The sequence below is a fragment of the Streptomyces sp. NBC_00557 genome (assembly GCF_036345995.1).
Classification (GTDB): Bacteria; Actinomycetota; Actinomycetes; order Streptomycetales; family Streptomycetaceae; genus Streptomyces.
In genome coordinates this window covers 2,703,266-2,729,805 of the sequence record NZ_CP107796.1, presented here as the reverse complement: position 1 = coordinate 2,729,805, position 26,540 = coordinate 2,703,266, and the positions used below count along the sequence as shown (strand labels likewise).

The 26,540-nt window shown below is 67.6% G+C and carries 18 protein-coding genes, 1 tRNA gene and 1 pseudogene; 11 read left to right on the top strand and 9 right to left on the bottom strand.

Going from position 1 to position 26,540, the window contains the following annotated elements; translation table 11 throughout:
• Nucleotides 1-26 precede the first annotated feature (26 nt).
• Nucleotides 27-824, top strand: coding sequence for an NERD domain-containing protein (locus tag OG956_RS11265; protein WP_330337821.1), 798 nt, complete (start codon nucleotides 27-29; stop codon nucleotides 822-824).
• A 64-nt stretch (nucleotides 825-888) separates the two neighbouring features.
• On the opposite strand, the gene ligD is transcribed toward OG956_RS11265, so the two are convergent.
• A complete protein-coding gene (ligD, locus tag OG956_RS11260) occupies nucleotides 889-1,776 on the bottom strand; it encodes a non-homologous end-joining DNA ligase (protein ID WP_330337820.1) in 888 nt (295 codons plus the stop codon).
• Nucleotides 1,777-1,872: 96 nt separating this feature from the next.
• Here ligD and ku point away from each other — a divergent pair, with 96 nt between their 5' ends.
• Nucleotides 1,873-2,919 (top strand): non-homologous end joining protein Ku, encoded by a 1,047-nt coding sequence (gene ku, locus OG956_RS11255; protein WP_330337819.1) that lies wholly within the window; start codon nucleotides 1,873-1,875, stop codon nucleotides 2,917-2,919.
• Nucleotides 2,920-3,040: 121 nt separating this feature from the next.
• On the opposite strand, the gene OG956_RS11250 is transcribed toward ku, so the two are convergent.
• The gene (locus OG956_RS11250; protein WP_330337818.1) at nucleotides 3,041-3,526 is read right to left on the bottom strand and encodes a hypothetical protein; all 486 of its coding nucleotides are present in this window, start codon (nucleotides 3,524-3,526) and stop codon (nucleotides 3,041-3,043) included.
• A 234-nt stretch (nucleotides 3,527-3,760) separates the two neighbouring features.
• Between OG956_RS11250 and OG956_RS11245 the strand changes: the two genes are divergently transcribed.
• Together OG956_RS11245 and OG956_RS11240 are read left to right on the top strand one after the other, a co-directional pair.
• Entirely contained in the window at nucleotides 3,761-4,300 is a 540-nt protein-coding gene (locus OG956_RS11245; protein ID WP_330337817.1) for a GNAT family N-acetyltransferase, read from the top strand.
• A gap of 214 nt (nucleotides 4,301-4,514) precedes the next feature.
• Nucleotides 4,515-4,919, top strand: coding sequence for a hypothetical protein (locus tag OG956_RS11240; RefSeq protein ID WP_330337816.1), 405 nt, complete (start codon nucleotides 4,515-4,517; stop codon nucleotides 4,917-4,919).
• Nucleotides 4,920-5,514: 595 nt separating this feature from the next.
• Here the strand turns inward: OG956_RS11240 and OG956_RS11235 are convergent.
• Both OG956_RS11235 and OG956_RS11230 read right to left on the bottom strand, forming a co-directional pair.
• Nucleotides 5,515-6,093: a hypothetical protein gene (locus OG956_RS11235; protein ID WP_330337815.1), complete on the bottom strand. Its 579-nt coding sequence runs from the start codon at nucleotides 6,091-6,093 to the stop codon at nucleotides 5,515-5,517.
• Nucleotides 6,094-6,317: 224 nt separating this feature from the next.
• Nucleotides 6,318-9,527, bottom strand: coding sequence for a type ISP restriction/modification enzyme (locus OG956_RS11230; RefSeq protein WP_330337814.1), 3,210 nt, complete (start codon nucleotides 9,525-9,527; stop codon nucleotides 6,318-6,320).
• Nucleotides 9,528-10,216: 689 nt separating this feature from the next.
• Here OG956_RS11230 and OG956_RS11225 point away from each other — a divergent pair.
• A pseudogene (locus OG956_RS11225) lies at nucleotides 10,217-10,843 on the top strand (tyrosine-type recombinase/integrase); the annotation flags it as partial.
• 57 nt (nucleotides 10,844-10,900) lie between these two features.
• Here the strand turns inward: OG956_RS11225 and OG956_RS11220 are convergent.
• Both OG956_RS11220 and OG956_RS11215 read right to left on the bottom strand, forming a co-directional pair.
• Nucleotides 10,901-11,509 (bottom strand): hypothetical protein, encoded by a 609-nt coding sequence (locus OG956_RS11220; RefSeq protein WP_330337813.1) that lies wholly within the window; start codon nucleotides 11,507-11,509, stop codon nucleotides 10,901-10,903.
• A gap of 355 nt (nucleotides 11,510-11,864) precedes the next feature.
• The gene (locus tag OG956_RS11215) at nucleotides 11,865-13,094 is read right to left on the bottom strand and encodes a S53 family peptidase (protein ID WP_330337812.1); all 1,230 of its coding nucleotides are present in this window, start codon (nucleotides 13,092-13,094) and stop codon (nucleotides 11,865-11,867) included.
• 806 nt (nucleotides 13,095-13,900) lie between these two features.
• Here OG956_RS11215 and OG956_RS11210 point away from each other — a divergent pair.
• Nucleotides 13,901-15,934, top strand: coding sequence for a TerD family protein (locus OG956_RS11210; RefSeq protein WP_330337811.1), 2,034 nt, complete (start codon nucleotides 13,901-13,903; stop codon nucleotides 15,932-15,934).
• Nucleotides 15,935-16,350: 416 nt separating this feature from the next.
• Here the strand turns inward: OG956_RS11210 and OG956_RS11205 are convergent, their stop codons facing one another.
• On the bottom strand, nucleotides 16,351-16,764 hold the full coding sequence (locus OG956_RS11205; protein WP_330337810.1) for a type II toxin-antitoxin system VapC family toxin: 414 nt from the start codon (nucleotides 16,762-16,764) through the stop codon (nucleotides 16,351-16,353).
• The gene (locus OG956_RS11200; RefSeq protein WP_330337809.1) at nucleotides 16,761-17,024 is read right to left on the bottom strand and encodes a CopG family transcriptional regulator; all 264 of its coding nucleotides are present in this window, start codon (nucleotides 17,022-17,024) and stop codon (nucleotides 16,761-16,763) included. The genes OG956_RS11205 and OG956_RS11200 overlap by 4 nt, the downstream gene beginning before the upstream one ends.
• Nucleotides 17,025-17,163: 139 nt before the next feature.
• On the opposite strand from OG956_RS11200, the gene OG956_RS11195 reads away from it, so the two are divergent.
• Nucleotides 17,164-20,460, top strand: a complete 3,297-nt coding sequence (locus tag OG956_RS11195; RefSeq protein ID WP_330337808.1) for an AAA domain-containing protein — start codon at nucleotides 17,164-17,166, stop codon at nucleotides 20,458-20,460.
• Nucleotides 20,461-21,238: 778 nt separating this feature from the next.
• On the opposite strand, the gene OG956_RS11190 is transcribed toward OG956_RS11195, so the two are convergent.
• Nucleotides 21,239-21,310, bottom strand: a tRNA-Arg gene (locus tag OG956_RS11190).
• A 141-nt stretch (nucleotides 21,311-21,451) separates the two neighbouring features.
• Here OG956_RS11190 and OG956_RS11185 point away from each other — a divergent pair.
• The 4 genes from OG956_RS11185 to OG956_RS11170 all read left to right on the top strand — a co-directional run bounded on the left by OG956_RS11185 (nucleotide 21,452) and on the right by OG956_RS11170 (nucleotide 26,535).
• The gene (locus OG956_RS11185; RefSeq protein WP_330342804.1) at nucleotides 21,452-22,036 is read left to right on the top strand and encodes a response regulator; all 585 of its coding nucleotides are present in this window, start codon (nucleotides 21,452-21,454) and stop codon (nucleotides 22,034-22,036) included.
• 450 nt (nucleotides 22,037-22,486) lie between these two features.
• Nucleotides 22,487-23,611, top strand: coding sequence for an ArgS-related anticodon-binding protein NrtL (gene nrtL / locus OG956_RS11180; RefSeq protein WP_330337807.1), 1,125 nt, complete (start codon nucleotides 22,487-22,489; stop codon nucleotides 23,609-23,611).
• Between the two features lie 55 nt (nucleotides 23,612-23,666).
• A complete protein-coding gene (gene lysA / locus OG956_RS11175; protein WP_330337806.1) occupies nucleotides 23,667-25,058 on the top strand; it encodes a diaminopimelate decarboxylase in 1,392 nt (463 codons plus the stop codon).
• A gap of 184 nt (nucleotides 25,059-25,242) precedes the next feature.
• On the top strand, nucleotides 25,243-26,535 hold the full coding sequence (locus OG956_RS11170; RefSeq protein WP_330337805.1) for a homoserine dehydrogenase: 1,293 nt from the start codon (nucleotides 25,243-25,245) through the stop codon (nucleotides 26,533-26,535).
• The last annotated feature ends 5 nt before the right edge of the window (nucleotides 26,536-26,540 follow it).

Sequence of the window (26,540 nt, the reverse complement as noted above, 5' to 3'; positions counted from 1 at the left end):
TTCCCATGGTCGAGGGGTGATGGCGCATGAGCGCACTGCGCGTGGTGCCGGCCAGCCGGCACGGCCGGGAACGGCTGTACGTCTGCCGCCCGGACGGATCCAACGTCGCCTGGTACGACCGTGAGACAGGCCGGGTCAACCTGCTCGGCGAGGACAGCAGGGACGCCGTACTGCAGGCCCTGAAACCGTTCCTGACCGGCCCGGTCACCGTGGGCCCGCCACCGGTGCCGACCCCCGCGGAACTCGCCCGGCTGACCCTCCACCCCGACGACGACCTGGCGCCCAACCGCCCCGGCGAGGCCCTCCTCGTCGCCCTCGACCGCGACCCCGCCCACCGGCTGCGCCCCGACCCGCGCCGGCGCGCCCTGACCGCCGAGGAGACCGTCGGCACGGCCCTGGACGGCCTGGAGGGCGCCGGCTGGCACACCCTGCACTCCATAGCCCTGCCCGGCGGCGACCGCATCCACCACCTCCTTCTCGGCCCCGGCGGCCTGTTCGCCGTACACGCCCTGTACGCCCGCAAGGCGCGGGTGCGGGTCGCCGACCCGATGGTCACCGTGGGCCGCCGCGAGCCCGAGCCCCTGCTGCGCCGGCTGCGCGCCGTCGCCGACCGGGCCTCCTACGCCCTGACCGCCGAGGTCCACCCGCTGCTGGCCCTGGCCGGCCCGGCCGACGTGACGATCACGGTCCAGCCGAGAACGGTACGGATCCTCCAGGACACCGAGTTGCCCGGCCTGGGCCGGCTCGGAGGGGTGCTGAAGCCGGCGGACGTGGAGGCGCTGCACGCGATGGCGCGGGACCGGAGGACGTGGGGGAGGGTGTAGGCGGAGCGGCGGGCTGAGGGGTAGGCGCCAGCGGGGGTGGGCGCAGCCGTCGAGCCCCCCCCGGTCAGGGCAACGGCGCGGCCGAGTCCGCGTCCAGCAGCGGCGCCATGAGGTCCCCGAGGTCCTGGAGCCGGGGCGCGATGTCGCCGGCCTGGAACTCCAGCTGCCCCGGGCTGCGGCACTGCGCGACCTCCTCCCAGGTCACGGGCGCGGACACCAGCGGAACCCGGCGGGCGCGCAGCGTGTAGGGCGTGGCCGTGGTCTTGCGGGCGGCGTTCTGGCTCCAGTCGACGAACACCTTCCCCGGCCTCAGGCTCTTCGTCATCCGGTGCACCACCAGCCGCGGCATCGCTCGCTCGGCCTCCACGGCCAGTGCCTTCGCGTACTCGCTGGTCCGCTCGGAGGACGCCCCCCGCACGGAGGCCAGCAGATGCAGCCCCTTGGAGCCGGCCGTCTTCGGGTACGCCTCGATGCCGTCCGCCGCGAGCCGGTCCCGCAGCCACAGGGCGACCTCGCAGCAGTGGAGGACGGTCGCGGGCGCACCCGGGTCGAGGTCGAAGACGAGCCGGTCGGCCAGGTCCGGCGACTGCACCAGCCACTGGTGGGTGTGGAACTCGGTGACGAGATTCGCCGCCCAGACCAGGCTCGGCAGATCCTGTACGACGACCATCCGCGCCGGGCTGTCGGCCGACGACCGGGGCACCTCGGCGGTCGTGACCCAGCCGGGCGTACCCGGCGGGACGTTCTTGGTGAAGAACAGCTGCCCGTCCGGGCCGTCCGGGTAGCGCAGGAAGGACACGGCCCGGTCGCGCAGATGCGGCAGCAGCGCACCGGCGCTGGTCGCGTAGTAGTGCACCAGCTCCGCCTTGGTGAAGCCGGTCTCCGGATACAGCACCTTCTCCAGGTTGCTGAGCGCGACCCGCCGCCCCTCCACCTCTGTGATAGGCGTCATACGATGACAATCGCAGACAATCCCATGCAAACCAGTGAAATCGCCGTGATCACCTGATCTCTGCGATCGGCCATCGGCGTAGGAAGGGTGCGGCTCGTGCGATCGATTTGGAACGGCGCCATCTCCTTCGGGCTCGTCAGCATCCCGATCAAGCTGGTGAACGCCACGGAGAGCCACTCGATCTCCTTCCGCCAGATCCACACCGAGGACAACGGCCGCATCCGCTACCGCAAGGTGTGCGAACTGGAGGACCGCGAGGTCAGCCAGTCGGAGATCGGCAAGGGCTATGAGGACGCGGACGGCACGATCATCCCGATCACCGACGACGACCTCTCCCACCTCCCCATCCCGACGGCCCGCACCATCGAGATCGTGGCCTTCGTGCCGGCCGACCGCATCGACCCGCTCCAGCTGGACGCGGCGTACTACCTCGCCGCCGGCGGAGCCCCGGCCGCCAAGCCGTACGTCCTGCTCCGCGAGGCCCTCAAGCGCAGCAACAAGGTCGCCATCGCCAAGTACGCCCTGCGCGGCCGCGAACGCCTCGGCATGCTCCGCGTGGTCGGCGACGCGATCGCCATGCACGGCCTGCTGTGGCCGGACGAGGTCCGCGCACCCGAGGGCGTGGCCCCCGACGCCAACGTCACCGTCCGCGACAAGGAACTCGACCTCGCGGACGCCCTGATGGACACCCTCGGCGAGGTCGACCTCGACGACCTCCACGACGAGTACCGCGAGGCCCTGGAGGAGGTCATCGCCGCGAAGGCCTCCGGCGAGGCCCCACCGGAGGCCCCCGAGCCGGCCGCCGGTGGCAAGGTCCTGGACCTCATGGCCGCCCTGGAGAGCAGCGTCCGTGCGGCCCGCGAGTCCCGCGGCGAACCCCCCACCGCAACGGAGGCCGAGGTCAGACCCCTGCCCAGCAGGGCGGCGCCGAAAGCGGCCGGCGGCAGGAAGTCGACCTCCACGGCCAGGAAGACCACCACCGAGAAGCCGGAACCGGCCCGGAAGTCGACGTCCAGGACGGCCCAGGGCACGAAGAAGACGGCGGCTTCGAAGAGCACGGCGGCGAAGAAGACGGCGGCGGAAAAGTCGGCGGCGAAGAAGACGACGGCGAAGAAGACGGCGTCCCGCAAGCGGACGGCGTGAGGGCGGGGAGCCTGAGAGGGGAGAGCCGGAGAGAGGAGAGCCGGAGAGAGGAGAGCCGGAGAGGGGAGAGCCGGAGAGGGGAGAGCCGGAGAGGGGAGAGCCGGAGGGCGGGGAGCAGAGACTAGCCGTCAACCTCGTACTGTCCGACCTCGAGGAAGTAGCGCAGCGCTTCCGGAGTGTCGTCGTCCAGAGCCGCGCTCGCCGCCGCACGCAGGGCGTCGCTGGTGGCGGGGTCGGCGAGGATCCTGAAGATGGCGACGCGGTCGTCCTCGGCCTGGGCGAGCCGGTACCCGCTCTCGAGCCAGGCGCGCATCTCCTCCGCGGTACCGCTCTCGAGCAGTTCGTTGCCCTCCTGGGTCACGCGCCTGCCGCTGTCGGGATCGGCGAGGATGCGGAGTATCGCGATGCGGAGGTCGTCCACGTCCATGTCGTCGTAGGGGGACCCCGTCTGCGACGCGCTGACGGCGCCCGAGGAGGTCGTGGCACCGGAGTAGGACGTCGCGGCGCCGGCCGAGGACGTCGCGGCGGCGTAGGACGGAGTGGCGAGCAGCAGGACGGGGACGAGGGCGCCACCGGCGACGGCGAGGGGTACACGGGTCAGTCTCACGAAGTCCACCACCTGGGTCATAGGCCATATGCACGGAACGGTGCGGCAGAGAGATCGTTCCAAAGAAGGACGGCCGGATCCCTACCAGGACCACGCAGTGTTGGAAGCCCTTTCCTTGCCGAGGGCAGGCAGACATCCTCCTGGGGCGCGGCGGATGTGGAAGAGTCAGACTCCGTTGCCGACGCCGGCCATGCGAGCGGAAACCGTGTGGCCGAAGGGATGAGGAGCCGTTCCGTGTCCGATGAGATCGTGCTGCGCCCGGTGACCGCTGACGATCTGGACCTGTTCGAGCGCGAGTTCAACAGGCCGGAGGGAACCGGCGAGTTCCAGTGGTTCGGCTTCGGTTCACCGGCCGGCCTGCGTCGGCGGTTCGCGGAGACCGGCCTGCTCAGTCCCGACGGCGGCGTGCTCTCCGTAGCGGAGGCGGGCCGGACGGTGGGCCGGGTCGAATGGTTCGCCGGCACCTGGGGGCGGCCCGCCACCTCCACCTGCTGGAGCCTGGCGATCGGCCTGGTGCCCGCCGCGCACGGCCGCGGCATAGGCACCCAGGCCCAGCGACTGCTGGCCCAGTACCTCTTCGACCACACCAGGGCCGAGCGGCTCCAGGCCTGGACGGACTGCGCGAACCTCGCCGAGCAACGTGCGTTGGAGAAAGCCGGCTTCGTGAGGGAGGGCGTGCTGCGCTCCGCACAGTGGCGCGGCGGCCGGTGGCACGATCAAGTGATCTTCTCCATGCTCCGCGCGGAGCGGCCCGGCAGCGAACCAAGCCGGTGATCGCCCGGACGCGTCTTCACCGCCCGCCACGCTGGGCACCTCCGCAGCCAACACCCATGACAGCCAGACCCTTCAGGCGCTGGTGCAAGGCATCCCGCCGATCCGAGCGCAAGCCTGACCACATCCCTGTAAAGGCCAACGTGCCCGGGTTGTGAGTCCCCAAGGGGGCGAATAGCCTGGTCGGAGGGGGTCGGTTCGATCGGAGGGGCCGCCCATGAGTAAGTACAGAAAGCCTGCATGGCGCGCGATGGGAGTCATCACCGCACTCGCCACGACCGCCACGATCGGCTTCGTCGCTCCGGCTCAGGCTCAGTCCACCGCCCAACTCAGCGCGTACGTTGCTGACGGCTGGGGTGGCGGAACCATTACCAGCAGCCCGGCCGGGATCAACTGCCACATTTCGGCGTGGGATCCATACGCCGGCGACCAGCAGCCGAGCCCGACCGGCACCTGCACTGCGACCTTCTCGGTCGGGACGACAGTCCACTTCAGCGCTACAGCTGACGCGGGTTCTTACGTCAACATCCCTCCCGACCCCAATCCCGTGACCATACGGGCCGGTTACAACTACACGGGGGTTGTGTTCTGTCCGAACAACGGCCTCTGTTCCTCAGGCTAGTCGCCCGTTGAGTCCGATGTGTCGCCGCTGCCCCGCCACCACAAGTGGTCCGGCGCCGCGCGCCGCGTCGGACACTCGGGAAAGTCTCCCTCTCCCGAGCAAGGGCAGGCCCGTTGTGGGGTGGACGGAGCCTGCCCTTGTGCATCGGCGCGGGAAAGTGGCCAACTCCGGTGCGCGTCGGCAGCCCCTGCGGCCAGGCGATCCGTGCTGGGTGGTGACCCTTGGCGTCGGTGCGGGCCTCGCCTTTCCCTGGCCCACACCTGCAGCCATACTCCAAGATCCCGTCAAGAGGCCCCGACGTACGGCCGCTTCGGGCGGCATACGCCTGCACATACGCCAAGACCGCGGCCTCAGCGTTTCCGCTGGTGACGGGGTCTTTGCGCACCTCATGCTGGGTGCCCCCGGCCGGCAGGATTCGAACCTGCGCAGACGGCTCCGGAGTGGATGTAGCGATCCCGTCGCATACCTCGACTGACCTGCAAAAAGGAGACCTGGGGTACCACGGAGACGGGCAGTGTGTCGGAGGTGTGTCGAACGCGTCGCCAAGCATGGGCCTTGGACCGGTGCCTGACTCACCTGCTGCTCGCCTGCGAAGCTAGATCCAGCCGATGCGGCGCAGGACGGGCACAACACGGGTCACCGCATAGAACGCGGGGTGGGCCCCATCGTCGCAGTCCGGTTCGAACAGAGCGCAGAGCTCGCCCTTGCCTGGCCGATCGCGGGTGACGATTTCTCCCTTATGGCCGATGTCAGCGATACCCAATCGGCATGCTGCACGGATGAGGTCTGCGCCGCACTCAGCGTCGAGGGCGTCAAGCGTGTGCGGTTGCCGGTGCATCGGCCAGCCGTCGGCTGCGAAGGTGACGGTGCGTGCGGTCATCCATGTGTGCTGTTCGTCGTCGCAGTAGTAGATGCCGGCGCGGCGCCGCTCGTAGAACTTGGCAATTTCTCGGGGGAGTTCGGGGAGTTGCTCGGGCATGATCGTGCGAATGTCGCGCTTTCCGACCTCCCAGGTAATGTCCCGGATGGTGATGCTAGGGCGATCCTCCACGGTCAGTGCCCAGTCGGAAGCGAAGCCTTGGGATCGTTCTTTTGTGAAGGTCAGCCCGTGGAGTGCGAGCAGCTTTTCGGGCGGTGTGAGAGCTATGCCCTTCCCGAGCTCGATCTTGGACATATGAAGCCTGCCGTTCTCCGTACGTGCGCGGGCTCTGGTGCTCTGGGTCTGGATTGCGGATAACCGGTCAGTTGCACTACCAGATCACAAGGGGACGGGGGCGCCGGAGCTTCCGTCCCTCTTGCTTCCTGTTGTTTCTCAGAAGATGGCCTCACCCTCGCCTGCCCGGGGCAACCGTGTGGCGTATTCTGGGACAGGCAAAACGCCCGCCGCCGTCAGGTCGTTCACCGTAATGCGCGGTCCCTGGCAGACTTCGTCCAGCAGTTGGCGCTGCTCTGGCTCAAGTTCCACCAACAGGCCAACACGTTGAGGAGTTCGAGCAGCTCAGAAGTCCAGTCAGGGAGCCAGGTAGGCGAGCACTCGTGGTCAAGCGAGCGCAGGCGCTTGCCTGCAGGCTCCTTACGGCGGTAGCCGAACCACTTGTCCAGCACATTCATGCCCGACACCGAGTACCGGCGCACTTCTGGCTCTACTGGTCCAACGCAGCCAGCTCCTATCCATAGCTGCTTCGAGGCCTCGTCATACCGCATGGACGTCGGCATGCCATCTGTAGTGTCGGGGATTGCCACCAGACTGACCGGGCGCCGTTCGGCCGGGAGGCGGGGGCTCGGAGGCGCCCCATGCCTCCCGGCGCTGGCATCGGCAAAACGCTCACCGAAAGTATGCAGCCACAGCACCCGCCGCCCAATTTCAACGGCCCGGTCCCAGAGCTCCGGGGCAGCCGTAAATGGTATGCGCGCGCCGGGCATTTCCAAGTCCTCCACGAATTGCTCGGTGTAGGCGGGGTGTGAGGTCACGGCTGCTATATAGGCGATGAGTTCTTGCGCGCTTACTGACACGCCAAGGCGCTGAGATACGACCGGAAGCAGTTCGGGGGTGACATTGGCAGTTTGCCCGGCTGCGTCCCGATAGAGAGGCCGGACCGCCCCGCTGCGCCCATTAAAGTAGTGCATGTCTGGGATGAAGGCACTAAAGACAAGGCCGGGTCCGTTTGTGATCGCGTGAGCATTTTGCTCCACAACGAAGAGTTGTGATGCGCCACGTACGCGCCACAGGTCGGGCCGGGGCACGACCATCAAGCGATTGTCTGGGATCAGCCACTGCCGGTCGAAGGCTCGGTAGCCAACACGCACGGGATCCAACATGCCTCGGCGTTCTTGAGCGAGGGGCACGGCCCCTCGGTCTTGGATGCCCGGAAGCGAGCCCACCGTAGTATGTAGATTGCGGTCGCGAGCTTCTCCGAACATCTCTCTCTTGTCGGCTTCGTCAGCCGCGACGAAAAGCTCCCAGCGGCGCTCCAAAGTCGCCCGGTCCGGCGCATACACCCACACACGACCTGGCGTCACCCCTCTGGATGACCATGGCATGAGATCGCTAAGTCGGGGACTTGATTCCCACAGATCGCTGCCTGGAGGAAGGAACGGAGCGGTTTCACCGGAAGCGCAGGTTCTCCACCGGCTATCGCCGAGGCTGAGGTCCGTCAACGCCTGTATTTTCTGAAGGCGGTGGCCGGCGAGGGAGATGTGCCTCACAACTGCAGGTGGCTTCACGGACTTCGGTTGATCTTCGGGGCGGCTCCACCGCACAAAGACTGCGATGCATAGTTCCTGAGCGACCTCAGGGAAGATCCTCGTAGCTCCGTCTGGCCGTTGGCCCTCAGGCGACAGATCGATGATCCAGCCTTCGTCTGCTGCCGATCGTAGGTACTTGCGCATACCGGCGAATCCTGCGCCCTTGATCCACGCGCGCGGGGTGATGAAGGTGATGACGCCGAATGGAGAATCATCGTGGCATTCAAAGACCTTCCATGTGGCCCAGTTCCAGAAGTAGACGTACAAGTTCGACATCTTTGACTCGTACTTGCCGTTGCCTGGGAGTCGGAAATTCGCGAGAGGGGCCCGAACTCCCAAATCGGGGTCGCCGAGCTCGATCCATTTTCCTGCCCCGTGCTTCACAGCGTCGTAGGGTGGGTTACCCAGAACGACCATGACCCTCTCGTCGCGCTTAACCTTGTTGGCTTGCTTTCGCGACTCTGCGATTGCCTTGAACGTACCGGGAAGCCAATTGAATTCGTCTTTTGGGTTGTCGAGAGTGTTGGTTACGTACAACCGCAGGCCGTGCGCTGGAGCGGAAGACTTCAGGTCCCTGAGTCTGGCATGCATGCGCAATTCGGCGACTGCATAAGGGCCAGTCTGCATCTCGAAGCCAATAAGCCTCTGGCCCGTCATCTCGCGAAGGCGTGGTCCCACGGCACCCGGCCCCTCGTCTTCATGGATCGATTTGGCGGCGCGGTCCAAGATGTTGAGAAGGAATGTTCCTGTTCCCATCGCCGGGTCGACGACTACAACCTGCGGTGACGCAAAGCCATTGGCTATTCCGAGGCGCTGCCGTATCACATCCTCAGTGAACCTGACCATTGCCGCGACGACCCCGTTTGGGGTGTAGTACGACCCGGTGCGTTCGCGCAGTTTTGGGTCGTAAACCTGAAGAAAGTCCTCGTACAGGCGCAGATATGCATCGCCGGAGCCGTCGTCGAGGCGTTCCCAATCAACCGTACCGATAACGCGTATCAGTGTGTCGAGGGTCGTCGAAAGGCCAGTGAGGGAGTCGTCCGTCAACACATCCAAAGCCTTGCCCATGAGGGAATGCTTCTTGCCTAGCTTTGTGGCGATCCCGTGCATGGTGTCGTGTTCGAAGACAATGCCCTCCACACGGGCAAGTAGCAGAGCGAAGACGACGGTCTGTGCGTACTGATCAGCGAACTCTTCGTCGGTTTGTTCCGGGAAAAGGAGCTTGCCCCAGTCCTCCTTGAGGACTGTAAGTGTCTCGAGACGCTTCCCGGACTTTTCTAGGCGCAATGCTTCCCGGACTTCAGAACAGAGCAGCCTGCAGAGGCCAGCCACCGCTCGAACCAACTGCGTGATGGTTCGTGGCGGCTGCGGCTTCCAGGTCAGGAAGTCGAATAGCACCCGGGAAACGCCGTCGTCGGCTGGTGCCAGTTTGCTTCCCGCGGTCTTGACCGACAGGTTCATCCGGGCAATTTCACCGACACGGTGGCCGTTGCGATAAAGACCCCATTCGTTGCCATCGGTGTAGAGCACGTTCGGCAAAAGCTTGAGTTTCTGCCATTGGCTCGCGTTCCGGCCAGTGAATGAGTCCGGGTCCGCACCGACGCCCGGTCGCTTTAATTCGACGTGGCCAACTAGTGCGTCGGCGACATGCACGGCGTAGTCTGGGCGGGCGCCGATGTCAACGAGAGGGACTTCACCGATCAGGACCGATTTCAGCCCGAGCCCTCCGACAGCACTTGTGATGAGGCGTTCAAATGGCCCTCGAAGCTGATCTTCCGTGCCGGTTGAAGCCTTGAGTTTAGGTTTTAATTCTTCCCCGAAAACACCTATCGCTTCGCGAATAATAGACTCGAAGCTCCCCATGCTGGACATCGGCCCCCCAACTACTTGCATGTGGAACTCGTTGATGGCCCGTCACCATATGGCCGATTGTGATCGGCGACAAGAGATCGTGTTGCACTTCGTGAGTGGAAGGTGAAGCACGATGGAAGACGCGTGCGCCCCCCTTGCTTCTACCTGTACGTAACCGCGAGGACGGACTCTGTCGACAGGGCGCTGAGCTGCGTACGAGGGCGTTCCACTGTGCTCGGCTGAGTGTCCAGCTCGCACCGCCGGCAGGCCCGTACCGGCAGCCCCGTACCGTGCACCGACCTTGAGCAGGCAGGGATGTTCGACGCCCTTCTGTCACTCCCTCGCGAGGCAGATCAGATCAGAAGTCGCCTCCGGCTCCTCCGCCCATTGAGAGGTCGGCTTCGCCACGGGCTGTAACACCCGGAGCGCCCGGCTGTTACAGCCATCTGTGACCGGACACCCCGGACAGCGGGCCTTTGGGCTGTCCGGCCGTTTGCGCAGGTGAGAGGCGTAACCGGACAGTCGGACAGCAAGGACACGCCCAGCAACACGGGTGCGCGCGGGAAGCTTGGACGCGACGGTGTCCGAAGGAGGAATGCGTGCCGGGCCCCAGCCCACGCGGGACCTATCAGGTGATCTCTCAGGCGTTGCGTGAGCGAATCGCGGCTGGGGCCTACCTGGACGGGTTACCCTCTGAGGATTCGTACGTCGGCGGGTATGGCCGCGCGCGTGGTCGCCGTCTCGTCGGCCTGTTCGCATGTATGTACTACGGCGCCCTACGCCCGGCTGAGGCCGTCGGCCTCACCAGTGCAGACCTGAAGCTGCCCGAGGTCGGCTGGGGGACGGCACTGCTGAACCGGACGCGCCCGAGAGTCGGCAAGCAGGGGACGGACTCCGGTGAGACCCACGACGACCGGGGCCTGAAGAACCGGCCGGCGGAGGAGGTCCGGCTCGTACCGATCCCGCCTCAGCTCGTCGCCATCCTCCGGCAGCACCTCGACACCTTCGGCACCGCCGAGGACGGGCGGTTGTTCACCAACGAGCGCGGGGGAGTGGTCGGCTCCTCAAACGTACTACCGCTCTGGCAGGAAGCCCGTGCGCTGGCTCTCCCGCCGACCGCGGTCGGCTCGCCGCTCGCCGCCCGGCCGTACGATCTCCGGCACTCGGCCCCGTCAACCTGGCTCAACTCCGGGGTGGATCCCACCGAGGTGGCCGAACGCGCGGGCAACAGTGTTGAGGTCCTGCTGAGCCGCTACGCCAAGTGCATCGACGGACGACAGGACATCGCCAACCGGAAGATCGAGGAGCTGTTGCGTGAGTACGAGTGATCGCCGATCTACCAGGGGCAAGTTCCCGCGCCATCTGGAGGCTTGCCCCTTCAGCGATCAGTGGTCGGCCAACTGGTGCTGTGGCAGCCCGATCTCCGGGTTGTACCAGTCCGGAAGCTCTTCAGTGGCGCGCACCTCAAGGCGCATGAGCGCTCGCACATGCCCCTGCTGCGAAATGATGGAGTCCAAAAGGTCAATGACCTGGTTGAGCCTGGCCTCACGAGTGGATGAGTCCGGCTCGCCCGCTACTTCCATCAGGCGTCTGTAGGCGATCGTAAGCTGGGCATTGACCCGACTTTCGATCTCGAGCACTGCGTCGCTGGCAATCAGCTGAGCTTCAGCACGAGCGTCCCTTTGAGCACGCCGCGCGCTACTTACTTCCGTTGCCTCCGCCTCGGCGGATCCCGATTTGAGCGCGTAGGCGTACGCCAGCATTGCGTCTCGATAGTGACGATCACGGGCGTTCAACTGGACGTAGCAATCCCGGAGCTGATCGACCTTGCGCTGATCTTCAGAAGCTCGCTGCTCCGCGAGACGAACCCGCTCCTCCCGCTCCAGCCTCTGCGACTCAGCTCGCTGAGCAAGAACTTGAGTGATCACTGCTGAGGCCAGCGTGCCACCAACGCCAACGATTGCAACGATCAAAGAAAGTGTCGCACCGGACATCCCCACCCCCTGGCACTCACTGAGCTCCCCGATGTGCAGACAGTAGCTAACGGAGCTGCATGGTTCGGTCCGATCGCGGCTATTGCTGATGGGAGCCGCTACCTACATGGTGCGGTCGGCCGCTCTCTCGCCGTGATGCCTGCTGCCCGACTCCTCGGTGTCCAGAGGTACTCTCGTTCGTTGGGTCTGACCTGGGCAGACGCCCCAAGATCCTGTCCATGAACAGTCCACAGGCCCCGTCGCACGGCCACTTCCGGCGGCGTACGTCTGCGTATACGAGCCGCCGTCTCCGCCGTCTCGGCGCGGGGCCCGGCAGTGGTACGCCGGGCGCCCGCGCCTCGGAGACAGGTTGCGGTCAGCCCGCCTTGGCGAGGGCCGGGACGAAGCGGGCCGCGTCGATCGTTCCGACACCGGTCGCCATGTCGTAGCCCTTCACCGCGGTGTAGCCGGTGACGCCCGCGTAGCTGTTGTTCGTGCCGTCCTTCACGTCCACGATCCCGGTGGACGGGGTCGACGAGGACTTCGCGTACAGCGAGTACAGCGCCTTGTGGATGTCTCCCAGCCGGTGCCCGGCGACCTGGTCGGCCAGGGCCACGATTCCTGCGAAGAGCGGGCTGGCCTCGCTGGTGCCGACGTAGACCTCCCACCCGACCTTCTTCGGGTCGTAGCTGGAGTACACCCATCCGCCGCCCTTCAGCGCGGCGGACATGGAGACGTCCGGGGTGCTGCGGTGATTGCCGGCCACCCCGTTCTGGTATGAGGGACGGGCGAAGACGTGGGACTCGCCGCCGCCGCTGGCGCCGTGGTCGTTGTAGACGCTGTCCGGCGCGGTGCGGTTGCCGTTGGCGTCCAGGTGCAGCTGGGTGCCGCCGACCGAGACCACCAGGGGGTCGTCGGTCGGCCAGGCGTTGACCCTGTACGGATAGGTGGTCTGGCCGTTCGACGTGGTGTCGGTGGGTCCGCTGTCGCCGGAAGCGTCGGTGACGGTCACACCGTGCTTGGCCGCGTCCTTGTAGGCGTAGCGCAGGTTCTGGATGCTGGAGAAGTCACCCTTGCTGAAGCCGGGGAAGTTGTTCTCCGCCACGCCCCAGCTCTGGCTGATCACATCGCCCACGCCGCGGTCGATGAGCGACTTCTCGGCGTCCATGACCTCTTTCAGGCCGGTGGTGCCGTCCCCGATCCGGCCGACCCCGGTCTCCGCCAGGACGATGTGCGCGTCCGGGGCGACGGCATGCGCCATCTCCACGTCGAGGGTGGTCTCCCCGGCCCAGCCGAGCTGGTCGGGGTCGCTGGGGTTGAAGCGCGGGACGTTGCCCCACTTGACCACGTCGACATGGGTGCTCTTCATGCCGAACCGGGCGCTGTAGACGTCCAGGTCCTTCTGGATGGTCGGCGAGCCGAACGGATCCACGATCACGATCGTGCGCCCCTTGCCGGTCACTCCTGCCTTGTACAGCGGGTTCAGGTTGTACGCCTGGCGGTACTGGAGCGCGTTGTAGCAGTCGAACCCCCACACCGCCCGGCACTGCGCAGTGGTCATCAGGCTGCCGGGCGCGATCTTCGACTGCTGTCCGGCCGCCGGCACGGGCTTGACTTCTTGCGCCGGTCGCACGGGTGCGGCGACGGCGGCGGAACCAGACAAAAGCCCTGCTATCGCTGCGAAACTGGTGAGACTGGTGATCCAGGCTGCGGCGACCGCAGTGCGCCGCCGCGCATGAATCCTGCGCATAGATGCTCCTCGTAGTGGACTAGACCAGGCTCGGCCGTTGACTGCCGATCCCACCTCGAGGCCGCCCGTGAGGCAAGGGATTGCCTCTGTGTGGCTTGTCACTGCTTCGGGCGATTCGACGCCCTATGTCCATGACGAGTGGGTCCCGCGCGGCCTTGGCGGCCCGTCGAGGGCGCGCATGTCGACCTGGCTGTCGCACGGCTTCAGTCCAGGTGGCAGCGAGGCCTTCGCGTGTCGGGCTGTCTCCCGCGCAGTCGCGACCGGTCCGATGTTCGGCATACCGGTTTTATGAGATAGGTCTGATCTGACCGCTTCGTGAGATACATCACGGTCTGACCGCCGGAGAGGGGGCGACGCTTGAGCGGGATCGGGTGCTGCTGGAGCATCGATGGACGACGGGAGATCGCCGAACGCAAGATCGAAGAGCTCTTGCGCGAGTACGAGTGATCGCGAGCGAGGGCAGGCTCGGGCCTTCGGGTAGCCGGGGGCCCGCGCTTCAGCCGGGTGCGGGGGATGGCGCCCGAAATCCTGGCTTGTCCCCGCGGTCAGTTCTGTGGGCACTACAGTTACCCGTGTGCGGCGCGTCACACTGCGTCGTATGTCAGGCAGTCAGGGCAGGCTTTATGCCCGACTTGTGCCAATTGGGGGGCGCTGTGCATGAAATGAGCAAAGGCTCGAATGTGGCTCTGGCAGCCCTGAGTGAGAACGTTGGGTCTGTGATCGTCAGTTTGGGCTGGGGGAGCTCGACTGGCGAGGGTGACGCGGACGTCTCCGTCCTGTTGCTGGACGTGAACGGCAAGGTCCGCAGTGACACCGACTTCTACTTCTACAACAACCCAGTCGCGGCCGACGGAAGCGTGCAGCTTCTGGGCAAGACGCCGACGGAGGACGGGAACGAGGACCGGATCAGCTTCGACTTGACTGCGGTATCGGCTGACGTCGACCGGATAGTCGTGGCTGCCAGCCGTTACGACGGAGCGCGCTTCGGGGAACTTGAGGACGTCAGGCTCTCGTTGGCTGATGGGGCCGGTGATGATCTTCTTCGCTTTGCCATCAATGACGTCGACTCGGTGAGTGCGATCATCTTTGGTGAGCTGTATCGGCGCGGACAAGAGTGGAAATTTCGCGCTGTGGGCCAGGGCTACGACACTGGTCTCGCCGGTCTGGCAACGGACTTCGGCGTCGACATCGATGACGATGCGACGGCAGTGGAAGCGCAGGCCGGCGCGAGCGGCGATCAGGCGGACATGACGGGTCCGGCAGCCTCGGCCGACGAGCCGATATCACAAGGATCGCTGGGAGTCGTTCCATCTCCTCGTCGACCCGAAGACGGCGACGAGCCGCAGAAGCCGGCTGCTCGACCGCGTACGGCGAAGAAGAAGGTCACTCTTCCCAAGGCGGTCAAAAAGACCCTGGCTGAGAATGAATCTTGGAGGGTGGCCCGGCTGTTCCCGGTGTCTGCGCTCAAGAGTGACCGGGATCGTGAAATGCGGGCGACCTCCGTGCTGCTGTCGGTGATGGCACAGGTTCCTGAATTCGGCAGGCGACTCACCGCCGGCTTCGGGGCGCCGGCAGGCCGCATGGAGACCTACACCGAAGTCACCCTGCCGCACGGTGATACGCCGCGACGCCCTGACGGGGTGATCCGCGTCGAGCGGGCCGGCAAGCTGTGGACGGCGCTGGTCGAGACGAAGACCAACGGCAACGCCCTCAAGCCCGATCAAGTACAGGCGTACATGGACATCGCCGCGCGCCGTGGCTACGAGGCCGTGATCACGCTGTCGAACGATGTCGCGTTGGAGGGCAGCCCGCTCGTCGACGTCAAGATCGACGGACGGCGCAAGCACAAAGTGGCGCTCCGGCACCTTTCGTGGGCGGAAGTCGCGCACCAGGCGCAGATGCTGATCCGGCACGAGGGTGTCAGCAGCGGGGCGCACGCGTGGCTCCTCCAGGAACTGCTCCACTACCTGCAGCACGAGAACTCCGGCTGCCATGGCTTCCAGAACATGGGCCCGGCCTGGGTGCCTGTACGCAACGGAATCGACGACGAGACCCTGTGCCAGGGAGATACACGCGCACTGGAGGTTGTCGAGAGCTGGGAGCGGCTGATCCGCCAGGTATGTCTCGGGTTGGGTGGTGAACTGGGACAGAAAGTACTGCCCGTCCAGCGAGCCAAGAGGGGAACGGATCCGGCAGCACGCCGGAGCGGTCTCGCCGATCAGCTTTGCCTCGACGGGCTGCTGCAGGCGGAACTGCGCATCGAGGGAACGCCCGGCGTTCTGGCGGTCACCGCTGACCTCCGCACCGGCAAACTGCGCACCTCCATTGAGATCTCGGCACCGGAGCAGGGCTACCCGTTGTCCTGGGCCAAACGACTCGTCCGGACCTTGGCCGAAGCGCCGGCGGACCTCCACATCGAGACCCTGGTCGAAGGGGGCACTGGTGGCCCCCGGGGCACCCTGGAGCGGCTCCGTCCTGAGCCGGCGGACCTGCTTCCGAAGGACAGCAGCACCCACATCACGGGCTTCCGCTTGTCATTGTTCAAGGGGATGGGAAGCGGCCGGGGCAACGCCGAGTCCGGCTTTATCCGGAGCGTCGACGAAGCGGTGCACCGCTTCTACGCCGGCGTGGTGGTCCATTTGGATCGTGTGACACCCCGCCGAGCCCCCACCAAGGAAAAGACGGCGACGGGCTGAGTCTCAACAGTCGCCATGGCCAACTGGGCCGGCAGTCGGTCTCTCCGGCCCTGGAACTGCCCAGGGGCCTTTCCGTTTGCCGGGACTGACCAGGGAGGATGCCCCAAGATCCTGTCCACGAACAGTCCACAGGCCCCGTCCTAGGGCCGCTCGCCGCGGCATACGCCTGCACATACGCGAAGACCCCGGCCTCAGCGTTTCCGCTGGTGACGGGGTCTTTGGGCACCTCATGCTGGGTGCCCCCGGCAGGATTCGAACCTGCATACACGGCTCCTCGAACCTGCATACACGGCTCCGGAGGCCGAACCAGTCCCGGTTGTTCTCGAAGGTCAGAGTGTTGTCTGATCAGCGTCAGGAGAGCGATCCCGCGTATGTCCCCCGATGGCGAAATATTCGGTTCATTCCAATTTTGGGCGTCAGACCTTGATGACGGTGGCGCGGGTTCCGCATAGGGCCGTGAGATCTTCCGGGTCGGAGGTGAGCACGGTGACGGGCCCAGGGGCGGCAAGGGCGGTTGCGCTGAGCATGGCGTCGATGGCGTACTTGTGGCCGTGCAGGCTGGCATCGGTGAGCAGGGCGGCGGCGTGGCGTGCGACTGCGTCGGTGACCGGCTCCACGATGAGGCGGGAGAGCGTCCACTCCAGGGCCGGGCGGTTGATGCGTGGGTGGACGACTTCCACCAGAGTGGCCGCTGACGTGATCACACGCAGGTCATCGGCGCGCGCCAGGGCGAGCCAGGCGGTGACTGTGCGGTCGCGCAGCACGGCCTTGGCCAGCCCCTCGCTGTCGAGTACCAGTGTGCCGCCCGGGGCGGCAGGGGACCGTGTCACGCCGCGCTCGCCGCATCGCCGGTCTGCTGTGCGCGTGCCTGGTGGAGCTGGTCGCGCAGGGCCTGCACCTCATCATCGGTGATGGGGCCGTGCTGTGCCTCGGCGACCTGGATGAGTTCGTTGAGGTTGTCGCGCTCGATCTGGCGGGCGACGGCGGCGGCGACGTAGGCGGACAGGCCGGAGGGGCCACTACGGGCGCGGGCGGCTTCGGCGATGTCCCGGGGCATCGTGATCGAGTACTTCTGGGTAGGCTCGCTCATGCTCTTCATGCTACTGCGGATGCTACCGCTGTGTAACGAGTCGTCCGCCGGTCACCTTGGCCAGATTGGTGGTGGTCAGCGCTGGGCTGCCCTGGTACTACGGATCAAGATCCAGGCGGCGCGGTCGTAGCGGGGGAACGTGGGCTGGCAGGAAGAAGTCGTCTCGGCGTTGGATGCCTGGGTGGCCCACGAGGGCGTACCAGCGCGCGAGCCACGGTGGCGCCCCCTGGGGCGGGCGGTACGGGGCCGAAAGCCCGGCGAGTACGTCGTCGACGTGCGTGGCTCCGACTTCGGGACGGATCAGCTTCAGGGCGACAGCCTGAGACTGGCCGGGCCCGACGAGAGCGGTGTCGATGCCGGCCACTCCGTCCTCGACGTGTTCAAGGACGGTACCGCCTTGCGGGTGCGCGTTCCCGAGTTCGCGGACCCGATTGATCCCCATCTGTGGATGAAACCGCAGCCCACTGGCTTCCTCGTCAAGGCGTTATGGGAGGGCATGGCCGCGCTCACCGACGCCCCTCTGGCTCACCTCATGGCCCGCGGCGAGGCGGGCACGGGTCGGCTCGCACCGACCGGGCCGCCGCAGGGCCTGCTCCTGTCGGGCCAGGAGCAGGCGTACCGCGCTTGCACGGGTGAGGGCCTGTGGCTGGTCTGGGGCCCGCCGGGCACCGGCAAGACCACGGTCCTCAAGCGGGCCATCGGTGACCTGATCGCGCGGGGCAAGCGGGTTCTGCTGGTCTCGGCCACCAATATCGCCGTGGACAACGCCCTGTGGGGCGTGGTGAAGGAGCGGCGGCACGCAGACGGGGAGATCGTCCGAGTGGGGCCGCCCCACCTACGGGAGGTTGCGGAGGACGCGAGCGTCTGTCTCACCCTGATGGTGCGTGAACGGCTGGCCGAAGCCGATGCCCGGCGTCGCGCGGTCGCCGCTCAATTGGTCGAAGCCCGGGAGCGAGCACGTCAGTTGGAAGAGCTGGAGCGCAGCCTGACCGACTTCGATCCAGTGGCGTACGCGGCGGACCGCACGAGGCTCGACGATCCCGCGCGTACACCTGAGGCCCTGAAGAGAGCTCGCGTCGAGGCGCACCGCGACTCCCAGGCAGCAAGAGAGACGGTCACGCAGTTGGAAGAGGCGTACCAGGCCGCGGTCGAAGCAGTGAAGGCGACGGAACAGGCCCAAGCCGACTGGAAGTCCCACGACGAGCACCAGGCACACCTCGCCCGACTGCGGTCGGTGGTCACCGATCTGGAGGCGAAGGCCTTTCTGGCTGACAGCGAGCGGGCTGCGGCTCAGGAGCTTCTGGACGGACTTGAGCAGCTGAAAGGCTTCGCGAAGCGCCGGACTAGGCGGGACAGGGAAACGGCGCGGGCCAGTCTGGAGACGGCACGAACCGCGGCCCGGGAAGCCGAGAAGAAAGCGGCGGACGCCCGTTCCGTCCTCGCGCGCCAGGAGGCAGGCATCACAGGACGACTGGCGGAGATCCGCGCGCGGATCCCCTTCAGCAAGCAGGAGATCACGCTCCGGCAGACGACCCTGCGCAGGGTGGAGAACGACCTGGAACAGGCCCGGAGAACCCACAGGACCACCGCCGCCCGTCTGGATCCCCTCGTCAGGGAACTCGGCCTCTCGCAAATGGCAGAGGACCGCGTCGCGGCGGCCGACCGACTCGGCCATCCCAGGCGTCACGCTCTGGCGACCGCCCTCAAGCCTCAAGTCGTCGCGGACCAGGAGAGCCGTCCGGCCCTGGAACGCCGCCACCGCGAACTCCAGGAGGAGTACGACAAACTCGCCCGTGACGCCCAGGGCGAGATCATCCGGGGTGCGAAGCTCGTCGCCACCACGCTCGCCCGCTTCCGCACCACCAGAGCGGTGTTCGAGGGCGAGTACGACGTCGTCCTGGTCGATGAGGCCGGAGCCGCGACCCTGCCCGAAGTCCTCCTCGCGGTGGGCAAGGGGAAGACCACGGCCGTGCTGCTCGGAGACTTCATGCAACTCGGGCCTGTCCTGCCGAAACTCGACGCCAGGAAACGGCCGGATGTCGCCCGCTGGATCTTGCGTGAGGTCTACGAACACTTCGGCATCGAGTCACCGGCCGCTGCCGTCAACCACCCCGGCTGTGTCGTCCTGGACGTCCAGCACCGCTTCGGCCACGACGTCATGAGCCTTGCGAACGCCCTCGCGTACGACGGCGTGCTGAAACCCGGCCCCGGCGTCGAACAACGCGCGGCGCGCCGCGCACCCGACGACGCTGAAATCGTGATCATCGATACCGACGGACTCCAGAGCCTCGCCCAGGCCCACCGCACGGGCCGCCGCAAGGGATGGTGGCCGGCCGGCGCCCTGCTGGCGCGCGCATTGATCGACCTGCACCTCGAGGACGGCGAGACGGCCGGAGTCGTCACGCCCTACTCGGTACAGGCGGAAGCCACCCTGGAGGCACTCCGCGACCACGAGTCGACTGACGGCCAGGTCGCCGAAGTCGGCACGGCACACCGCTTCCAGGGTCGTGAGTTCCCGGTGGTCGTCTTCGACACCGTGGAGGACGACTACGGCGACGGCCTCTGGATGTCCCAGGCAACACGGGCCCCCGGGGCGACGACCTGGGCCCGCAACGGCGTACGGCTCTTCAACGTCGCCGTCACTCGGGTACAGACCAGGCTGTACGTCCTCGGAAGCCGCACCCGCATCCTCGCCGCGGGCGAACAGACGGCCATGGGCAAGCTCGCCGCACTCATCCGCGACCGGCGTGCCAAGTGGGTCCCGGCGACCCAGCTCGTCGCCCCCGGCGGACAGCCCGACATCCCTCTCGGCCCGTTCAGCACCCGCCTCGCGGACGTACTCTCGCGCCACGTGGAAGTCACCGACGTCCACGACGAGATCTCCTTCTACGAAACGTTCGCCGACCGCTTGGCCGAGGCCCGCACATCCCTGTGGATCTGGTCCCCCTGGACCGCGAAACGCCTGCTCAGCCTGCTCCCGGTGCTGGAGGACGCGGTACGCCGTGGAGTGCGCGTGACGGTCTTCGTCCGCGACCCCTACGACACGGGCCAGAAGAAGCAGGCCCAGCTGGTCAAGCAGCTGCGGGCCGTGGTTCCCACCGTCGTCTCCGTCAACGTCATGCACCAGAAGATCGTCGTCATTGACGAGCACACGGTTCTGCTGGGCAGCCTCAACACCCTCTCGCAGAGCCGCTCCCGCGAGGTGATGCTGACCATCAAGGGCGGCCACTTCGCCCGCAAGATCCTCACCCACGAACACGCGGAGGACTTCGCGAAACCGCCGCGGTGCGGTGCGTGCAAGGGAGACGACGTGGACCTGCGGCGTCGAGGCGACGGCTCCTGGTACTGGAGGTGTTTCAACCGGGCGTGCCCGGCACGGCAGGGCTCCCGGGCGTGGGAAGCGCCGGTGCGCTTCGGGTCGGAGCGTCGTCGCTGAGCTCGAAGGCCGGCGCGGCGGGGGACTGGGCCGCGCGCCGCACCCAGCCCGCGACCGCTCTCGGGGCGGTGGAAGGAAATGACCTCGCGGGAGCGGGCGTCGGGGTCGAGCCGGTTGACGAAGTACGTCTCCGCGCCGGTCGTCGCGTAACGGAAGGCGAAGGGCTCTGCCTCCCACCACACTGCGAGCCGGTGCTCATTCAGTACGCCGGCCCGCGCATCGGTCGTTTTGCCACGAGCGAGCAGTCTGCGCTTGTTGGCATCCGCGCCGGCGATCAGGTGCTCGGCCTCGGCGCGAGCCCTGCCTCTGACGCTCGCCCTCGACACCCATCCGGGCGATCAGTTCCTCGGCGAGGACCTCCCGCATTGGCCCGCCTGCACCAGAACGGAATCAGGGTTAGTGAAGACCGTGGCCTCGGCCGACGCGCCGTAGAGAGCCAGCAACGGCTGGTGTGAGAGCGCGAGGGGCGCTGCTCTGCCGACGGCGGCGTCGGGCAAAGTGCAACGGCTTGCTGCTCCGTGTGCTGATGGCAGTCCTGGACCGCGGGCAGGCAGGCTGATGCGGTGAGGCCCCCCGCGAAGGAGTCTCGCGGTCCCGCGTATGTTCCGCGAGAAATGGTCCTCTACAGAGCTCCAAGAAGGCTGCGGTCGCCAGTGGTCACAAAGGACCAGGTCAGAGACGACCCGATGGCTGCCATCAAACGCGGAAAGGGCCTGCACCTTCGGCCTGCAAAAAAGCTCCTGACCAGCATTTCTGCTGGTCAGGAGCTTAACCGGAGTGCCCCCGGCAGGATTCGAACCTGCGCACACGGCTCCGGAGGCCGTTGCTCTATCCCCTGAGCTACGGGGGCGTGTCGGCTGCGGAGCTTCTCGCTCGCGGCGACGGGTAGAACACTAGCAGGTCCGGCGGGGTGATCAGGAATCCGTTTCCCGGGGTGCCGGGTGGGGCGGGTCCACTCTGTGCCGGAGTGGGTCCCCTGTACGGGGTGGAAGTGGGGAAAACCCGGACGCGGTGGCCGGTCCGGACCTACTCTCGACGTGTGCCAGGCGCTTCGGGCCGGGTGCTTGTTGTGGACGACAACAAGGTCATCCGGCAGCTGATCAGGGTCAACCTCGAGCTGGAAGGTCTCGAGGTCGTGACCGCCGCCGACGGTGCCGAGTGTCTGGATGTGGTGCACCAGGTGCAGCCCGACGTCGTGACGCTCGATGTCGTCATGCCCCGGCTGGACGGCCTGCGGACCGCAGCCCGGCTCCGTGCTGATCCCCGTACGCATCATCTGCCCCTCGCCATCATCAGCGCGTGCACGCAGTACGAAGTCGACACCGGTCTCGACGTCGGCGTGGACGCCTTCCTTGCCAAGCCCTTCGAACCCGCCGAGCTCGTCCGGCTCGTCAAGCAGCTCATCGAGCGTGGGGGCGGTGACGGACCCGGTGGTGACGGGGACGGGGGAGAGGGAGGGCATCGTGGCGGTGGGGAGGGAGATGGTGATGCGGGTGGGGGTGGGGATGGAGAAGGGGGAAAGGGCGGCGTAGGGGGTGACCACCGGGTTCCGGGAGGTATTTCCTCCGGCGGGTGAGGTCCGTGGGTGGGGTCGGTCCCATTCGGGTGGGTCGGTCCCATTCGCTCCGGGGTGCCATTCGCTGCAGGGTGTCATTCGTTCCCTGGTCCGCTCGTCCCGCTTGTCCCTCTGGTCCCGTGGTCCGCTGTTCTCGTTGTCCCGCTGGTCCCGCTGTTCTCGTTGTCCCGCTGGTCCCGCTGTTCTCGTTGTCCCGCTGGTCCCGCTGGTCCCGCTGGTCCCGCTCGTCCCGCTGGTCCCGCTGGTCCCGCTGGTCCCGCTCGTCCCGCTGGTCCCGCTGGTCCCGCTGGGGCCGGTCGGCCGTGGTGCATCGGTCCCGGGTGTCGGTTTCCCCACTCCCCGTCGGCTCCCTACTCCCCGTCGGCTCCCTACTCACCCGTCGGCACCACCGCCGTCCCACAGTGAGAACCGCCTCGCCTGCCCACCCCCTCCCTCCCCTACGCTTGTCCCGTGACCCCCGTCGAGCTGTCCCGCACCGTGCTGCACGCGGTGCGTCGTGCTGTCGAGGACGGGGAGCTGAATGTGACCGTGCCCGAGCGGGTCGTGGTGACCGAGCCCGGGCCCGGGGGGTGCGGGGACTTCGCCACGAACGTCGCTCTGCAGCTCGCTCGGCCGGCGGGGCAGCCGCCTTTGCGCGTTGCCGGGATTCTGCGGTCCCGGCTGGCCGGCGCCGACGGCATCCGCGACGTCGTCGTGACCGGGCCCGGGTTCCTCAACATCAGCGTCGAGTCCGCGGCCGATCTCGTCACCGGGCTTGTGCGCGAGATCCGGGAGCGGGGTGCCGCGTACGGGCACGGCGACGCCCTCGCCGGGCAGGTCGTCGTGCTCCGCGTGCCGTACGAGGTCCGGGCGGAAGTCGTCGCCGACGCCGTCGTACGGATCGTCGCCACACAGGGCGGGCGAGCCGTCGTCGAGCACGGCGAACCCGTCAATCTGCGGCCCGTGCCCGCGCCGGAGGACCCCGCCCCGCTCGGCCCCGACGCCTCCCGGTGGGCCCTGCTCCATCCCGCCCCGCACGACCGGCCCCGGATCACCGCCGACCACCTCGTGCAGCGGGAGAGCAATCCACTGTTCCGGGTGCGGTACGCCCATGCCCGCATCCGGTCGCTCAGCCGTAACGCCGCCCGCCTGGGCTTCACCGCCGAGCCCGGCCCCCTCGACGCCGAGCCGGTCGACGGCAGCCCGTTCCGCGCCGATCCGTCCCTCGCCGCCCCTCCCGGCTCCGGCCCCATCCCGGCCGCCCCGGTCGACGGCAGCCCGGTCGACGCCGTCAGCTGCGCACGCCCCGCCACCCCTGGCACCAGCCTCCCCACCGCCCACCCCCTCCTCACCCCCCTCACCACCCACCCCCGCATCCTCGCCGCGGCCGCCGCCCACCGTGCCCCGGACCGGCTTGCGCGGCATCTCGTCACCGTCGCCGATGCCGTGTTGCCCTTCCTGCCCTGTGTGCTTCCCCGTGGCGAGGAGAAACCCTCGGCCGCCCACCGTGCCCGGCTCGCGCTTGCCGAAGCGGCCGGGACGGTGCTGGCCGGCGGCCTGTCCCTGCTCGGCATCGACGCACCCGAACATCTCTGAGGGCCCGAGAGCAGATGCGCCCCGGAGAGAGACAGAGAGTCTGAGAGCCACCGTCATGAGCCGTTCCGCCCACCCCGCCGGGCCCCGCCACGCCGACGTGCTGCCCGAGGGGCACTACACCGCGCCGCCGGCCGATCTCAACGTCCTCGACCACAAGGTCTGGGCCCAGACCGTGGGGCGCGGCGCCGACGGAGTCGTCACCGTCGGCGGTGTCGACGTGAAGACCCTCGCCGAGCGCCACGGCACGCCGGCGTACATCCTCGACGAGGCCGACTTCCGGGCACGCGCGCGTGCGTGGCGTACGGCGTTCGGGGCCGAGGCCGACGTGTTCTACGCCGGGAAGGCGTTCCTGTCCCGTGCCGTCGTGCGGTGGCTCCACGAGGAGGGGCTCAACCTCGACGTGTGCTCGGGGGGCGAGCTGGCCACCGCCCTGTCCGCGGGCATGCCGGCCGAGCGGATCGCGTTCCACGGCAACAACAAGTCCTCGGAGGAGATCCGGCGCGCCGTCGAGGCCGGTGTCGGGCGGATCGTGCTCGACTCCTTCCAGGAGATCGTGCGCGTCGCCCACATCGCGCAGTCCCTGGGCAAGCGGCAGAAGGTCCAGATCCGGATCACGGTCGGCGTGGAGGCGCACACGCACGAGTTCATCGCCACCGCCCATGAGGACCAGAAGTTCGGGATTCCGCTGGCCGGGGGGCAGGCCGCGGAGGCGGTGCGGCGGGCGCTGCAGCTCGACGGGCTGGAGCTCATCGGCATCCACAGCCACATCGGGTCGCAGATCTTCGACATGTCCGGGTTCGAGGTCGCCGCGCACCGGGTCGTCGGGCTGCTGAAGGACATCCGCGACGAGCACGGGGTCGAGCTGCCCGAGATCGACCTCGGCGGCGGGCTCGGCATCGCCTACACCAGCGACGACGATCCGCGTGAGCCGCACGAGATCGCCAAGGCGCTGACCGAGATCGTCAGCCGCGAGTGCGACGCCGCCCGGCTGCGCACGCCGCGCATCTCCGTCGAGCCGGGGCGCGCCATCGTCGGGCCGACCGCCTTCACGCTCTACGAGGTCGGCACCGTCAAGCCGCTGGAGGGGCTGCGGACGTACGTGTCCGTCGACGGCGGCATGTCCGACAACATCCGGACGGCGCTGTACGACGCCGAGTACAGCGTCGCCCTCGTCTCCCGCTCCTCCAGCGCCGAGCCGATGCTGGCCCGTGTGGTCGGCAAGCACTGCGAGAGCGGGGACATCGTGGTCCGGGACGCGTTCCTGCCGGCGGACCTGGCGCCGGGCGACCTGATCGCCGTACCGGCGACGGGCGCGTACTGCCGGTCCATGGCCAGCAACTACAACCATGTGCTGCGGCCGCCGGTCGTCGCCGTGAAGGACGGCGAGTCCCGGGAGATCGTCCGGCGTGAGACGGAGGAGGACCTCCTGCGTCTCGACGTCGGCTGAGGACGGTCCGGACGCCGGCGGCGGGAAACAGCCGCTGACGTCGGGCGAAGGGGGCTGGAAGATCTTCGGTCTGCCGGGCCCGCACAAGTGAAATACGAGTCTCAGGATCCGGACGAAGGGGAGAAACTTCCGTCCGGTGAGTGAGACTGGTCCAACCGTAGACGGTATGAGGAAACGAGGTCGGATGATGCGTACGCGTCCGCTGAAGGTGGCGCTGCTGGGCTGTGGGGTTGTCGGCTCAGAGGTGGCGCGCATCATGACGACGCACGCCGACGACCTCACGGCCAGGATCGGGGCCCCCGTGGAGCTCGCGGGGGTCGCGGTACGGCGGCCGTCCAAGGTCCGTGAGGGCATCGACCCGGCCCTCGTCACCACCGATGCCACCGCCCTCGTCAAACGCGGCGACATCGACGTGGTGGTCGAGGTGATCGGCGGCATCGAGCCCGCGCGGACCCTCATCACCACCGCCTTCGAGTACGGCGCGTCCGTCGTCTCCGCCAACAAGGCCCTGCTCGCCCAGGACGGTGCCGCCCTGCACGCGGCGGCCGAGGAGCACGGCAGGGACCTCTACTACGAGGCCGCCGTCGCCGGCGCCATCCCGCTGATCCGCCCGCTGCGCGAGTCCCTCGCCGGCGACAAGATCAACCGGGTGATGGGCATCGTCAACGGCACGACCAACTTCATCCTCGACAAGATGGACTCCACCGGCGCCGGATACCAGGAGGCGCTCGACGAGGCCACCGCCCTGGGGTACGCCGAGGCCGACCCGACCGCCGACGTAGAGGGGTTCGACGCCGCCGCCAAGGCCGCCATCCTCGCCGGGATCGCCTTCCACACGCGCGTGCGCCTGGACGACGTCTACCGCGAGGGCATGACCGAGGTCACCGCCGCCGACTTCCGCTCGGCGAAGGAGATGGGCTGCACCATCAAGCTGCTCGCCATCTGCGAGCGCTCCAAAGACGGGGCGTCCGTCACCGCGCGCGTGCATCCCGCGATGATTCCGCTGACCCATCCGCTCGCCTCCGTGCGCGGCGCGTACAACGCCGTCTTCGTGGAGAGCGACGCCGCCGGTCAGCTGATGTTCTACGGCCCCGGCGCCGGGGGTTCCCCGACCGCCTCCGCCGTGCTCGGCGACCTGGTCGCCGTCTGCCGCAACCGGCTCAACGGCGCAACGGGGCCCGGTGAGTCGGCGTACGCCGCCCTGACCGTCTCGCCGATGGGCGAGGTCGTCACGCGCTACCACATCAGCCTCGACGTCGCGGACAAACCGGGTGTTCTCGCCCAGGTCGCGACCGTGTTCGCGGAGCACGGGGTGTCGATCGATACGGTGCGCCAGCAGGGCAAGGACGGTGAGGCCTCCCTCGTCGTCGTCACCCACCGGGCCTCGGACGCCTCCCTGAGCGGGACCGTCGAGGCGCTGCGCAAGCTCGACACCGTGCGGGGTGTCGCCAGCATCATGCGGGTTGAAGGAGAGTAACCAGC